We start from the raw sequence: 14,156 nt of genomic DNA, 5'->3' as shown, positions 1-14,156 counted from the left end.
CGTTCGCTCCTTTTTTCTCCTATTTTTTGTCAGAATCCTGATTTTTTAGGAAAATAAGTTGTTCCGTAGGAACAGGGATAAAAATGGGTCAGGGCTAAGGGTTTTTCCTGCTTTTTCTCCTGCCCTTTTTCTCTCTTTTCCTCTGGTTTTTATCTTGAAATCGTTGATTTATCGGGCTTTATCAGACGTTTCCTCCTGCCTTTATTCATGCCTTTCTCATGCTTTTTACTGGCTTTTTCTCCGCTTCTGGACACAAAAAAACGAGGAAAACTGGAGGCTATCCTCCAATTTTCACTCGTTTTAGGGAACAACTTATTTAACCAAGGGAACAGTTTATTTGCCTTGGGTAAAACTTCTTTTTGCTATAACATCAGCAGTCATTACCCATATATTATGGAACCTTAAATGACCCCTCAATAGGATTACAGCGCTAAATTAAAAACCCCGTGAATACACCCATATTGGGTACAATCACGAGGCTTTTACAAACTTTTTTCTTCTTAAGCAGACTTTTTTCTCATTCTGCAAACTTTATTTTGATTTGACAACAACTTATTTTATTACAACCAAAATCACTCTACCGTAACACTCTTAGCCAAGTTACGAGGTTTATCTACATCACAGCCTCTATGGAGTGCTGCATAGTAAGCAATTAATTGTAATGGTACTACAGAGATAAGGGGTGTTAACAGATCGTGCACAGCTGGTACGATGTAGCGATCGTCTTCCATTTCTAGACCTTTCATGGAAATGATACATGGGTTTGCTCCGCGAGCCACTACCTCTTTTACGTTACCACGTATGCTTAAGTTAACACTTTCTTGTGTTGCTAATGCGATAATAGGTGTTCCATCTTCAATCAAAGCAATTGTTCCATGCTTTAATTCTCCACCTGCAAAACCTTCTGCTTGGATGTAAGAGATTTCTTTTAATTTTAATGCACCTTCAAGTACAACATAATAGTCAATACCACGTCCGATAAAGAAAGCGTTTCTTGATGTTTCAAGATACTCTTTAGCAATTGCTTCAAGCTCTTCCTTATCTTCAAAAATGACTTCCATAGCATTGGCAATAATGCCTAGTTCATGGATAAGATCAAAATCCACTTCATAGCCTTTACTTTTTGCTGTCACTTCTGCAAGAATAGATAATACAGCCATCTGTGAAGTATAAGCTTTCGTTGAAGCTACAGCAATTTCCGGACCTGCATATAATAATAAGGTATGGTCAGCTTCACGAGACAGTGTAGAGCCTGGCACATTTGTGATTGTTAAAGTTGGATAGCCCATTTCTTTTACTTGCACTAGTACTGCTCGGCTATCTGCTGTTTCTCCACTTTGTGTAATGAAGATGAACAAAGGTTTTTCTGAAAGCAACGGCATATTGTAGCCAAATTCACTAGCTACATGAACTTCAACTGGAATTTTTGCTAATTTCTCAATAAATTGCTTTCCAAGAAGACCAGCATGATATGATGTACCAGCAGCAATAATATAGAGACGATCTGCTGCGTTTACAGCATCAACGATAGCCGGATCAATTTTTAACTTACCATCTTTATCTTGGTATTCTTGAATGATTTTGCGAATAGCTAATGGCTGTTCGTCAATTTCTTTTAGCATATAATGAGGATATGTGCCTTTTTCAATATCACTAGCATCCAATTCAGCCGTATAAGCTTCCCGGGAAATAATTTCTCCCTCTAATGTCTCAATGGTTACCGCGTCTTTTGTCACGATTACAATTTCTTTATCTACTAATTCCACATATTGATCTGTTACTTGAAGCATAGCCATTGCGTCACTAGCAACGACATTGAAGCTTTCGCCTAAACCAATCAATAGTGGACTTTTATTTTTTGCCACATATATCATGTCTTTGTTTTGCTCATCTAATAAAGCAAAAGCATAAGACCCTTTTAATAATTTTAATGTTTGAACAAAAGCAGCCTTTACATCGCTTCCTGTCTCAACAAAATGTTCAATAAGTTGAACTACTACTTCTGTATCTGTATCACTTTTTAACGAAACGTCAGAAAGGTACTCTTTCTTTAGTAAGTCGTAGTTCTCAATTACTCCGTTATGAACAATGGTGAAACGTTCTGAAGCACTTTTATGTGGGTGAGCGTTCAATCTGCTTGGTACACCATGTGTTGCCCAGCGTGTATGACCAATTCCTGCAGGTGCAAACACATCTTCGTCCACAATATTACGAAGATCTGCAATTCTTCCTTTTTCTTTAAAAACTTGCACTCCTTCTCCATTGCTTAAAGCAATACCAGCTGAGTCATAGCCTCTATATTCAAGTTTTTCTAAACCTTTTAATAAAATCTCTTTCGCATCCTGGTTTCCAATATAACCAACAATTCCGCACATACTTCTTTTCCTCCGTTCTAAGGGAGCAAGAAGTCACTATTTAGGGAACAAACTTGCTCCCTTACCTCTGATTATTTTTTTCATAAATCATATTACTTTTCATTGTTAGATTTCCTACTTACCCATCCATTTTCTCCGGGAATAAGCATGTAAAAACGAAACAATGTAAAATGATACAACTTAAAAGAAATACTTATATTATTAGCATACCCTACTCTTTGTGCATTAAGTTGCCTTAATGTTTTAAAGTAGTACTTACGATTGGCTAACACAACCGGGAGGCATCCGCCGAAAAATCGATAAACCTCCTCCTCGTCAACTAGTTTCGTGTCGTCCATCACTAGTCCAGGCGCTTCATTTTCCTATTTCCACTCCTATCCTCCTTTTTCACATAATGGCTTTTTTCCAAAAGCAATTTAATCATACCCTACCTCGATTCCCCTCGTCAAATACATTCCTGTGACAAAACGGTAAATTTTATATTTCTCTAATTGCAGTAGGATATCCATCTGACACGAAAGCGGAAAATAAAATCATAATAGGGTGAAAAGCATTTAATTTCTTAAGTGCCCTTCACCCTAATAATGTATTCTATCGTGCTATATTTGTTCCTAATTGCATAGATATTAGTATAAGTTCCTTATGTTTAAGCTTACTCTTCTGGTAAACCCATTTCATTCTTAACTACTTCTGAAATAACATTTACATAGGCTTCACATAATTCCTCTGTTGGAGCCTCAGCCATAACGCGTACCAGCGGCTCTGTTCCAGAAGGACGAACTAAAATTCTTCCATTTCCGTTCATGTCCTGTTCCACTTTTGCAATAACTTCTTTAACCTTTTCATTATCTGTCACATGGAATTTATCTGTCACTTTAATATTTACCAACTTTTGCGGGAACTTTTTCATTTCCCCAGCAAGCTCTGATAATTTTTTCTTTGTAACTTTCATGATATTAACCAATTGCAATCCAGTTAAAAGTCCGTCACCTGTTGTATTGAAGTCAAGGAAGATAATATGACCTGACTGCTCTCCACCAAGGTTATAGCCATTATTACGCATTTCTTCGACTACATAACGGTCACCAACAGCAGTTGGAATACTAGTAATCTCATGTTGCTTTAATGCTTTATAAAAGCCTAAATTACTCATTACAGTAGATACAACCGTATTATTTTTCAATCTTCCCGTTTCTTTTAAATATTTTGCACAAATATACATAATTTGATCGCCATCCACGATATCACCATTTTCATCAATAGCTATCAGACGATCGCCATCACCATCAAATGCTAACCCAACATCTGCTTCTTTTTCTAGAACAAATTTAGCAAGTGTTTCTGGATGTGTTGAACCTACCCCATCATTAATATTTAAGCCATTTGGGGACGCACCCATTGTGGAAATATCCGCATCTAAATCTGCAAATAAATGCATCGCTAAGGAAGATGTTGCTCCATGTGCACAATCTAACGCAATATGAATACCAGCAAATTCTTCATCTACTGTTTGCTTTAGGAATTGCAGATATTTCTGGCCACCTTCGAAATAATCATCTACCTGACCAAGGTCAGCACCAGTTGGTCTTGGAAGAGTATCTTCTTCTTTATCAATTAGTGCTTCTATTTCTAGCTCTTGCTCATCTGAAAGCTTAAAGCCATCTGGTCCAAAAAATTTAATTCCGTTATCTGCGACCGGGTTATGCGATGCAGAAATCATTACTCCCGCCTGTGCGCCTAGTGCCTTTGTCAAATAGGAAACACCAGGTGTAGAAATAACACCTAAGCGCATTACTTCTGCACCAATGGAAAGTAATCCTGCTACAAGCGCTCCTTCCAGCATATGGCCGGAAATACGAGTATCTCTTCCGATTAATACCTTTGGTCTATCGTGGTCTTTTGTTAGGACAAAACCACCATATCTTCCTAGCTTAAACGCTATTTCTGGTGTTAGTTCACTATTTGCCACACCTCGTACTCCGTCCGTACCGAAATATTTACCCATTTCTATATCGCTCCTTCTAACTAGTATAGATCACGTTTTATGTTAAGCCTCTTTATTTGTAATAGACACACTTGCTGTATCAATGGCAAGTTCCCAATCTATATCCGCTGGCCCATTTACTTTAATAGGTACTTCGTGCTCTCCATCATCCATTCCCGTTAAATCTATATAGAGATTAAAATCAGAGATACTCATTTCTCTTACCCTGTTTTGTTCTCCAGAAATCCGAAGACTTGTACTACTACTTCTTGGATTCTTAATGCTCGCTTCAGACTACTATTTAAACCTTGAATATTAATTGGTATACTACTAATCATTCTTGTTTCTGTTTTTTCTGTAGCAGCAGTTTCCTCCGAATCCTGATTTTCTTGTGGATCCTCTTCCTGTTCTTCTTCTTGTTCCTCTTGTGCAACAGTTACTTTTACGGTTACCTTAACGAGCTCTGGATCGACAGACGTTACTCCATTAGATATGATAACTGGTAACGTCAATTCCTCATCTTTTTCAATCGTACTTAAATCCACTTCAACCCTTGTGCTTTCCACTTCTTTCAAAACATCTTCTGGTCCACTAATGGTTGCTTCCTTTTTATCTAACGTAATCGAATCAATGTTTATATTTGCAGGTGATGTACCTTGTTCGACTATATTTATCGGTACTGTTTTACTCGTTCTTTTAACAGGAATATTCACTTCCACTGTCTCTGGTTCCACTTGCACATTTAATTTATTTAAACTACTATCCAACACAGAAACTTTTGCCTGCTGACTAACTGCCTCATTTGTATTTTCATTCAAATTAACATTTGCCTTTACATAGGCGATTTTTTCAATTTCGTCTTTTGCTCCTGTAACCTTCACTGTTTTTGGTTCAATCTTTGGTGTTCCAGCAGAATAGCCTTTCTCAATAGCATTACTACTAAATTCTGCTTCCACAGTAAATTCCTTTGTAACCTTTTCCTTCACTGTGACTTTTATCGTTTCAGGATCTATCGTCGCTTTTATTTTATCGGATAAATCCTTTATTTCTAGTGGAACAGTTTTACTACCTAAATCAGCATTTGCTAAATTAACATATACCTCAAAGTCTTTTTTTAGTTTAGCCTGCTGTATATGAACGGTTGGCCCTCTTAACGTTACAGTAACTGTTTTCGGTATACCTGTTACAACAACATTTTCCGTATCGTAATAAGCTGTTACCGGAATGTCCTCTAAATTAGCTGTTTCTGAATCACCAGGAACGTTCACATCTGTTGAACTTTCGTTGGGATCATATGCATAGGAAAAAAGTAAAAGGGCGAATGCGAGAGATAGTACTTTGGTAAACCAATTTTTGCCTATTACATTATTAAACAGTTTATTCATTTTTCTTCCCCTTCCAGCTCCACTTACTTGACGTGGTTTGTTTGGTAGAAGGTGTTATCAGGGCACTAGATAACATTTCTCTAAAAGCATCTAGTTTCAATTCTCTATGCAAATCACCATTCTTTGTAATAGAGATAGCCCCTGTTTCCTCTGAAACAACAACAGTTAAGCTATCCGTCACTTCGCTAATACCTAATGCTGCTCTATGCCTAGTTCCCAGCTCTTTTGAAATAAATGGACTTTCGGAAAGAGGAAGGTAACATGCGGCTGCAGCAATATTTGTTTTTTGTATAATGACAGCTCCATCATGTAGTGGCGTATTCGGAATAAAGATGTTAATTAATAGCTCTGCAGATATTTTTGAATCGAGAGCGATACCTGTTTCTATGTAATCACTCATCCCTGTCTCTCTTTCAATCGTAATTAAAGCTCCAATTCGTCGTTTAGCCATATAGTCTACTGCTTTTACAATTGATTCCACTAACTGTTCCTGAAGTTCATGTTCTTGAACTACTGAGCGTGAGAAGAATTTTCCTCGTCCCAGCTGCTCGAGAGCTCTTCTTAGTTCTCCCTGGAAAATAATAATAAGTGCTAATGCCCCCCACTGTATTACCTGCTGCATCATCCAGCCTAATGTTTGTAGTTGGAAATAGTCACTCAACATTTTAATAATCAAAATAACAAATATTCCATTCAATAACTGGACAGCCTTCGTCCCACGAATTATTGTGATAATTTTATATATGACATACCAAACAAGGATAATGTCTACTGTATTCGCTAAATATTTTAAAAAAGGGAAATCTGCAAACGACATTTTCCTTCCTCCAAAGTGTATATTTCAAAAGTTACTACTGCCTACTTAAAAATGACTTTTTCTATAAAGGTTCTTCCTATTAAATAATTAAATAAATAATGGAATGAAAAAAACCTACAATTATCATATTATAACACAATTCAAATTAATACAAAGAAAAGCATAACTAAGATTGAGTCAAGTTTTTGTGGGAGTTTTTTTTGGATAGAAAAACTCCCCTCTTATTTAGTTATATTTCCCACCTAAATGAAAGCGTTATCTAAACAATTTAGTTTTGTTTTTGTTCATTTCCTTCATTTTTTAAAAACCTCGTAAGGCTTGTAAAGCATGGTATATCGGCTTTCCTTTTTGCCGATTTAAATATGATAAATTATTTCTTGTTAGCTCTCCGACTGAACTCTTTAACTTTTCCACATAATATTTTGGCTGAGAAACAGAAGCGGTTTGATCGTTAGGGTTAATTCGTCCTAAAATCGTCTTGATTTCTAATTCATCCTTCATACCAACCATAAAGTCAATAAATGCTTGTATTCCTTTATCGCACCAGCTGCGGCCGTTTTTAAGCCGTTTAGCGAATACACTCATCGTTCCTTCCGCACTTCCCATTGGACGATAGTGGCTTGTGTCTATGTCTTTTTCCTTCAACCATTCGCGATAATCTCCAAGGGCCTGAGGATATTTTGACAGCTGTTGTATGAACTCTTCTAACCGTTCTTCTTTCTTTTCGTTTTCAAGAGTACCAACTGCACTATTAAGTTCCACTAGGAATCCTTTCGCATCATATTGAGCCAGTTTCTTACGAATGACTCTATATCTCTTATGGCCTTTGAAAAGCGTTTTAACCTCACGAGCTACATGGAATCGGTCGATGACAAAGAATGCATTCTTATAGTGATCCTGACAAGCCGTAATCCACTGGGCTCCATCCCCATTAATTACGAGGTGATGTTCACTCGGATTGTAGTTGTAATTATCTATTAAGAACTGCTCAAATCCTTCCCAGAACGCTTCTTTACCTTTGTGGACATAGTGACGTTTTGCGATTAAGGATGTTCGTTTCCCGTTGACTATCCAGCCCTCATGTACGGAAGCAATCTTTTCTTCCCGCCCACGTCGTTTTCCACGTTGCCTTTTCACATATAGTCCGTCTACTTCTACAAAGAGCACTTTCCTCAATTGGTCGGTCGGCTTGACGAAAGTAACTTCTGTTTGTAGAAGGTGTTGACGAATAGTCTCATGGCTGATTACTTTGTAACCTAGAAGTTTCTCAATCATGGAGGAAGCATGACGATAGGATGTACCTTGAACTGCCATTTCCATTGCCATCGTTTCAACTAGGGGACTGAAACCTTTTGACCCCTCAAACTCTAAATAGTGATCAAGGAGATAAACGTATCCACCCTTTTCCCTGTCCCTATAGTAATTCCGATTGATGATAATAGAACCGAATGAAGTATCCATCTCTACGGCTCGCTTATCCTGAAGGTAAAATCTCTTTTTATCTCTATTTTCTGCAATCTGTTGATCCATTTCTTCGAGTTGCTTCGTGAGAACTTCACCAAATGTCTTTTGAAGCATAACAAATAAATCTTTTTCCAGTTCTTTTAATGTGGGTAATTGTATGGTATCTTTTTTCATAGGACTCCTCTTCCTTGTATTTGTGGTTTTCGCAGACTTTACTATACAAGAAGAGAGTCCTTTTTTCATTTGATTTTATTTTCCATCTACCGCACTTCCGTTTGGTGACCTGTTTCTCAATGGATGGATCTACGCCCCATCCATTGAGAAACAGGGTACAACATCTCCCACAAACATTTTACTCATACCATAACTAAGTATCTAGATTGTCCATATCATTAGTATATGTCCCATCATTGTATTTAGCCCTATTTTTACCCGAAAGAGAAATGAACTTACGATACTAGTAATATAAAAGTCCTATCGCTTTAGAAATACAAAGAACCCTGCAATTTATAATTAAATTGCAGGGAGGCTGTTTTTATCTTTCATGTCGTCATTACTAAATAACTCTGTAAAATCAGTTACAGTTTTCTTTATATGATACCACAGCCATTCAAACACTTCGTTCACTTCTTTTATTTCTCCAGTAACTTGACTGGCAGAAGCCATATACTTCTTTCCATTGATTACTGTTACATTGCCTTCAACTTGTCCTTCTATTTTAATATCACCATTTCGAACGATAATATCACCTTTTACTGTTTCTCCCTCAGGCACAATAGCTGTGTTATTTTCCACTAGTATATTGGGCTGCTTTGATACAGAGAATTGGTGATCTTGATTCCATGCTGACATTAAACTTGATACCATTAAGATAAGAAAAAGGGATGCAGCAGCAAGCATAGGGTGGTGCCGTAGCCATCGTTTCACTCTTACTCTTTTGGGCTCTTCTGGCAACCTGTCAAGTATATTCTCTGTAAAATCCATTGGCGCATGGATATGAGAAGTGCTTTGGACCAGTGCGATGGTTTTCTTCAATTCATGAAAATGTGTTGCACATTCTTCACACTGATCTAAATGCTGCTTCAATTCTTTTAGACTTTCTTCTTCTATTTCTTCATCAAGATATTGATGCATATAGGAAATAATCTTTGTTGAACAAGACATATTAATTTCACCTTCTTTATCAGACATACCGTAATTGTTTTCTCAACGCTTCTCTTCCCCTATGAATTCGCGTTTTCACTGTTCCTAAAGGAAGCTCCAGAATCTCACTTATCTCGTTTAAAGAAAGTTCTTCGATATACTTTAACACTATGACTGCTCGATACTTTTCAGGAAGTTTCGAAATTTCCCTTTGTATCATTGCTTGTAGTTCCATACTTTCCACATCTTCCTCAGGTAATTTCCCCTCTGATGGAATCTGCGAATACATATTTAGGCCATCTGTCCCTGGAACCTCTGCATCAAGATAATAATCTGGCTTCCTTTTTCTAATACGGTCAATGCATAGGTTTGTTGCAATTCGATATAACCATGTCGAAAACTTATATTCCATATTATATCGATGGATATTAACATATGCACGAATAAAAGCTTCTTGTGCTATATCCTCTGCCTCATGCCTATTGCCTAGCATCCGATAACAAATTTGAAACACTTTATCTTTATATAGTTCGATTATGTCACCAAATGCATTTTTATCCCCTTTTAAAACTTGTTGGATCCTTTTTTTTACTAATGCTTCCATCTATTTACCTCCGCTCTAGTGCGGCTAATCGATTTACGAATCGACAGCAGGAAAGGTTTCATTTTTTATTAAAGATTTTTTTATTATGTGAATCAATTTCATAAATTAAATCCTTAGAGCCACAAGCTATCAAATGTACGAAAAAAGGAGTACCTCCCCAAAATGTCGAAATAAGTAAGCACCACACAAACTTATAAGACTGGAGGAAGACTCCCTATGACTATTATACGACAAGGAAGCCTATTTGACCTACAAGAATTATATAATTTAGAACCTACCCAACGTTTTGAAGCTATTTTTTCTTCTATTGATATAGACCCAATCTTCGCTGTGGTAACGAAGAAATCACGTTTTGGAAGACCCGTTAAGTTGAACTATGCAGCGATGATTTATTCACTCGTTGCTAGAATCACAGAGCGTATTTCATTTATTAAAGATTTAGTGAAAAGATTACAGAATGACATGATTTTTCGCCTTGATTGTGGCTTTTTAGTGTCAGATACTATTCCGTCAGAAGCAGCTTATTCCAGAATGGTCACAATCCTCAGTGAATCGAATGTACTTGAAAAAGTCCAAGGAACCTTGCTTCATCAAGCGATTTCAGAAGGTTTTATTTCCGATGACACAGTAGCCATTGACGCTACACACTTTCTCGCAAAAGATGGAGCACCACCAAAGGAAGAACAACCGAAAAGTGAACCGAAAAAGCGTGGGCGTAAATCAAAAGAAGAATATGAAAAATGGCTCATTGAAAAGGCGGAACTGGAAGCCAATCTGCCTCTTTTTGATAAAAAAATCGAAGATCAGTTAGACATTCCTTTAGCCGACCTTCGAGCTGAAATTCCTCAAGATCCACAGTGGGGTGTGAAAAAAAACAGTGAAGGAAAAAACGTTTTTTGGTATGGATTTAAAGCTCATTTGGCTGTTGGAACATCCAGTCAATATATTCTTCAATCCCTTCTTTCTTCGGCCAACTTGAATGACGGAAAGGCTGCGATTCCTTTATTAAAAGGAATTCATGAACGAATATCGCTTTCTTCTTTACTCTATGAAACAATGGACGCTGGTTACGATTTTGAAGCCGTTTATACGCAAATACATCGAATGGGTCATCGAGCTGTGATTGCTTATAATAAACGCAATGAACCAGAACCAATTGGTTTTGATAAGCATTTCGCTCCTACTTGTGTCCGTGAACATTCCTATCGCTATGATAGCTTTGAAGTAAAATATGAAACACTAAAATACACACGTCCAAACGAATGTAAAGACTGTCCACTAGCCAATGATGCTCTATGTCAAAAGGTGTATAAAGTAAAAATCACTACAGATTTAAGAAAATTTACAGCGCCAGCACGTGGATCTCAAACATGGAAAAAAATCTTCAAAAGACGCACGGCGGTAGAACGTGTGAATGCTTATCTTAAGGGATATTTCCAATTAAACAATGTTCGTTATCGTACAGGAAAAAAGGCTAAAGTCCATTTTGACCTCGTTACGTTAGTTTATAATGCTTCAAAATTAGCTGCAGACCGTCTTAATCAAATGTTAAATCAACAACAAGTTGCTTAATCAAAGTAAAAAAATTAAAAGGAATTAAATTCTGCAAGTTTTTGATTTTTTAAAAGTTAGACTTATGAAATTGACTCATGTATTAAAAAATATTTATTTCCACTTACATGAAGTGAAAAATCTCCCTATTATGCACATCTGTCTTTTTTAGGATACTCATTCTTATTTTAACAAATAATGCCACATAATGTTTAAAATTTTTAGAATTGGTTATAAAAAAAGTAATAATATGCTAAAATCAAGTCAAGCACATTTGAATTTACTGAGGCTATATAAATGAAGAAATATTAAAAAACATATAGAGGGTGAAGTAAATGAGTGATAGAAAACTATTAAAAGACATTGAAGAACATCGTGAAATGATGATCTATTTGGCAAACAACACTTCTTTTTCACACCCCCAAGTTGTTGACATAAGCACAAAACTTGATTTGTTATTAAATAAATATGAAAAAAAATGTAGCGAATTATCGATTAAATAATAATAAAGGTAACTTTAATCCATACTCTCAACCCACTTATCATATGAACAGCAGCGCACATCCATGACTGCTTTTTAGATTTCGGATAAAGTTACCTTCTTAAAACTTATAATAATTTTTCCCCAAATAAAGAGCCCATCAATGCTACTGCTAACGATGCGGTTTTGTTTCTTTCATCTAATATCGGATTGACCTCCACGAATTCAGCAGAAGTAATAAGTCCTGATTCTGCTAACATTTCCATTGCTAAATGACTTTCTCTGTAACTTATTCCCCCGGGCACTGGGGTGCCAACACCCGGTGCGTCATTGGGATCTAGTCCATCCAAATCAAGAGATAAATGGACTCCATCGGTATGATCCTTTAAATATTCAATTGTTTCTTCCATTACTTTTGTCATTCCTAAGCGATCAATTTCATGCATCGTAAAAACTTTTATTCCCAATTCCTTTATAAGCTTACGCTCACCTTCATCTAAGGACCTTGCACCAATTATTACTACGTGCTCAGGTTTAATTTTAGGCGAAGTACCTAATAAATTGGTTAAAAGTTCATGGCCATATCCCAAACTAGCAGCAAGTGGCATCCCATGAATATTTCCAGATGGAGAGGTTTCTGCAGTATTTAAATCTCCGTGTGCATCATACCAAATGACCCCTAGATTTTTATAATGCTTAGAAACACCAGCTAGTGTTCCTATTGCTATGCTATGATCTCCACCTAATACAAGAGGAAAGGATTTGGATTGAATAATTTTATCTACCATTTCAGCAAGTCTTTGATTTTTTTCTGCTATCAAATGAAGATTTCTCAGATTGCTTTGTTCATCTATTATGGTTTCTGGTCTTCCAACTGAAATATCGCCCCAATCTTCAATAGAGGAAAATAACGTTGATAGTCTTTCAAATACTCCAGCATAACGTATAGCACTTGGCCCCATATCTACACCTCTACGCATTTGTCCAAGATCCATAGGCATTCCAATAATAGTTAGCTTCTTCATAAAAATCCTCCCCATCCTCTTGTCTCTATTTCCTTATATTGTACCTTTTTCTAAATCAATGACTCAACTCAACATTTTTATGTATATATATGCGAATATTCAAAAAAGACTTCGGAAATTAAAATAGCAAAAGAAGACGTAGGATACATGTATGCCAGTAGAAATATACTTTGAAAATAAATAAAAAGAACACAAAAAACCAAACACTTCAGTGTTTGGTTTAAATAATATGAGCCATGGAGGATTCGAACCTCCGACCCTCTGATTAAAAGTCAGATGCTCTACCGACTGAGCTAATGGCTCGATGGCTGGGCTAGCTGGATTCGAACCAACGAGTGACGGAGTCAAAGTCCGTTGCCTTACCGCTTGGCTATAGCCCAAAAATATAAAAAGGACATATATCTTAATATTGTCCAATGATAAATGGTGGAGGGGGACGGATTCGAACCGCCGAACCCGAAGGAGCGGATTTACAGTCCGCCGCGTTTAGCCACTTCGCTACCCCTCCGATATTCAAACTAATGACAATTAAAAAAGTGGTGCCGGCTAGAGGACTTGAACCCCCAACCTACTGATTACAAGTCAGTTGCTCTACCAATTGAGCTAAACCGGCGATAAATCTATATGCTTTTAAAAATTAATGGTGGAGGATGACGGGATCGAACCGCCGACCCTCTGCTTGTAAGGCAGATGCTCTCCCAGCTGAGCTAATCCTCCATAATGGTGACCCATACGGGATTCGAACCCGTGTTACCGCCGTGAAAGGGCGGTGTCTTAACCGCTTGACCAATGGGCCATATTTTCTTTTTCTTAAGCTTCCAACCGGGCTCGAACCGGTGACCTCTTCCTTACCATGGAAGTGCTCTACCTGCTGAGCTATGGAAGCACTTTGGCTAACATATGAACAAAAATAATGGCTCCGCAGGTAGGACTCGAACCTACGACCGTTCGGTTAACAGCCGAATGCTCTACCACTGAGCTACTGCGGAACAAATGGTATGCCTGGCGACGTCCTACTCTCACAGGGGGAGATCCCCCAACTACCATCGGCGCTGAGAAGCTTAACTTCCGTGTTCGGTATGGGAACGGGTGTGACCTTCTCGCTATCGCCACCAGACTATTTTTCTCAAGACATATATTATTATACATGTTTTCGAGATTTTTTCAAGTATAATTTAAAAAAATTATTCCCTGAAAACTAGATTATGAAGTAAAAGAAAGAAATAAGTAATCAATTGTCCAGCTCCAACGCCTATCGCCTAGCAAACTTCCGATCTCCTCCCTACGATAAGTCAACATCAGTTCACTCTCGTTCACTGTGTTTCCT

At 37.3% G+C, this 14,156-nt stretch carries 12 protein-coding genes, 8 tRNA genes and 1 rRNA gene; 2 read left to right on the top strand and 19 right to left on the bottom strand.

All coding sequences use genetic code 11. From position 1 onward, the window contains the following. Positions 1 to 572 precede the first annotated feature (572 nt). From glmS to sigW, 9 genes are all read right to left on the bottom strand, one after another. Positions 573 to 2,375, bottom strand: a complete 1,803-nt coding sequence (gene glmS / locus HHU08_RS01055; RefSeq protein WP_101729169.1) for a glutamine--fructose-6-phosphate transaminase (isomerizing) — start codon at positions 2,373 to 2,375, stop codon at positions 573 to 575. 92 nt (positions 2,376 to 2,467) lie between these two features. Continuing rightward, on the bottom strand, positions 2,468 to 2,713 hold the full coding sequence (locus tag HHU08_RS01050) for a hypothetical protein (RefSeq protein ID WP_169187609.1): 246 nt from the start codon (positions 2,711 to 2,713) through the stop codon (positions 2,468 to 2,470). A 314-nt stretch (positions 2,714 to 3,027) separates the two neighbouring features. Next, complete coding sequence (glmM, locus tag HHU08_RS01045; RefSeq protein ID WP_016201453.1) at positions 3,028 to 4,380, bottom strand: phosphoglucosamine mutase; 1,353 nt, start codon at positions 4,378 to 4,380, stop codon at positions 3,028 to 3,030. Positions 4,381 to 4,422: 42 nt separating this feature from the next. Beyond that, positions 4,423 to 4,575 (bottom strand): hypothetical protein, encoded by a 153-nt coding sequence (locus tag HHU08_RS01040; protein ID WP_169187608.1) that lies wholly within the window; start codon positions 4,573 to 4,575, stop codon positions 4,423 to 4,425. Between the two features lie 5 nt (positions 4,576 to 4,580). After that, positions 4,581 to 5,744, bottom strand: coding sequence for a CdaR family protein (locus HHU08_RS01035; RefSeq protein ID WP_169187607.1), 1,164 nt, complete (start codon positions 5,742 to 5,744; stop codon positions 4,581 to 4,583). Beyond that, positions 5,737 to 6,561: a diadenylate cyclase CdaA gene (gene cdaA, locus HHU08_RS01030; RefSeq protein ID WP_101729171.1), complete on the bottom strand. Its 825-nt coding sequence runs from the start codon at positions 6,559 to 6,561 to the stop codon at positions 5,737 to 5,739. Before cdaA ends, HHU08_RS01035 begins: the two co-directional genes overlap by 8 nt. Before the next feature lie 300 nt (positions 6,562 to 6,861). Continuing rightward, positions 6,862 to 8,199, bottom strand: a complete 1,338-nt coding sequence (locus HHU08_RS01025; protein WP_169187606.1) for an ISLre2 family transposase — start codon at positions 8,197 to 8,199, stop codon at positions 6,862 to 6,864. A 339-nt stretch (positions 8,200 to 8,538) separates the two neighbouring features. Further along, positions 8,539 to 9,189 (bottom strand): anti-sigma factor family protein, encoded by a 651-nt coding sequence (locus HHU08_RS01020; RefSeq protein ID WP_224428560.1) that lies wholly within the window; start codon positions 9,187 to 9,189, stop codon positions 8,539 to 8,541. Positions 9,190 to 9,208: 19 nt separating this feature from the next. Next, entirely contained in the window at positions 9,209 to 9,772 is a 564-nt protein-coding gene (sigW, locus tag HHU08_RS01015; RefSeq protein ID WP_016201458.1) for an RNA polymerase sigma factor SigW, read from the bottom strand. Positions 9,773 to 9,988: 216 nt separating this feature from the next. On the opposite strand from sigW, the gene HHU08_RS01010 reads away from it, so the two are divergent. Together HHU08_RS01010 and HHU08_RS01005 are read left to right on the top strand one after the other, a co-directional pair. Beyond that, positions 9,989 to 11,344, top strand: coding sequence for a transposase (locus HHU08_RS01010; RefSeq protein ID WP_169187604.1), 1,356 nt, complete (start codon positions 9,989 to 9,991; stop codon positions 11,342 to 11,344). A gap of 314 nt (positions 11,345 to 11,658) precedes the next feature. Continuing rightward, entirely contained in the window at positions 11,659 to 11,826 is a 168-nt protein-coding gene (locus tag HHU08_RS01005; RefSeq protein WP_016201459.1) for an aspartyl-phosphate phosphatase Spo0E family protein, read from the top strand. A gap of 106 nt (positions 11,827 to 11,932) precedes the next feature. Here HHU08_RS01005 and rocF read toward each other — a convergent pair whose 3' ends face one another. The 10 genes from rocF to rrf form a co-directional block, all read right to left on the bottom strand. Further along, positions 11,933 to 12,829, bottom strand: coding sequence for an arginase (rocF, locus tag HHU08_RS01000; protein WP_016201460.1), 897 nt, complete (start codon positions 12,827 to 12,829; stop codon positions 11,933 to 11,935). Positions 12,830 to 13,059: 230 nt separating this feature from the next. Next, positions 13,060 to 13,132 (bottom strand) — tRNA-Lys (locus HHU08_RS00995). 2 nt (positions 13,133 to 13,134) lie between these two features. Continuing rightward, a tRNA-Gln gene (locus HHU08_RS00990) sits at positions 13,135 to 13,209 on the bottom strand. A gap of 44 nt (positions 13,210 to 13,253) precedes the next feature. After that, positions 13,254 to 13,337, bottom strand: a tRNA-Tyr gene (locus tag HHU08_RS00985). 29 nt (positions 13,338 to 13,366) lie between these two features. Beyond that, positions 13,367 to 13,442, bottom strand: a tRNA-Thr gene (locus HHU08_RS00980). 28 nt (positions 13,443 to 13,470) lie between these two features. After that, a tRNA-Val gene (locus HHU08_RS00975) sits at positions 13,471 to 13,546 on the bottom strand. A gap of 4 nt (positions 13,547 to 13,550) precedes the next feature. Continuing rightward, a tRNA-Glu gene (locus tag HHU08_RS00970) sits at positions 13,551 to 13,625 on the bottom strand. 17 nt (positions 13,626 to 13,642) lie between these two features. Next, positions 13,643 to 13,715, bottom strand: a tRNA-Thr gene (locus HHU08_RS00965). A gap of 28 nt (positions 13,716 to 13,743) precedes the next feature. Then, positions 13,744 to 13,818 (bottom strand) — tRNA-Asn (locus HHU08_RS00960). 11 nt (positions 13,819 to 13,829) lie between these two features. Beyond that, positions 13,830 to 13,946 (bottom strand): 5S ribosomal RNA (gene rrf / locus HHU08_RS00955). Positions 13,947 to 14,156 lie beyond the last annotated feature (210 nt).

Source organism: Niallia alba (genome assembly GCF_012933555.1).
GTDB classification, from domain to species: Bacteria; Bacillota; Bacilli; order Bacillales; family Cytobacillaceae; genus Niallia; species Niallia alba.
This window is presented reverse-complemented; position numbering and strand designations above follow the sequence as displayed.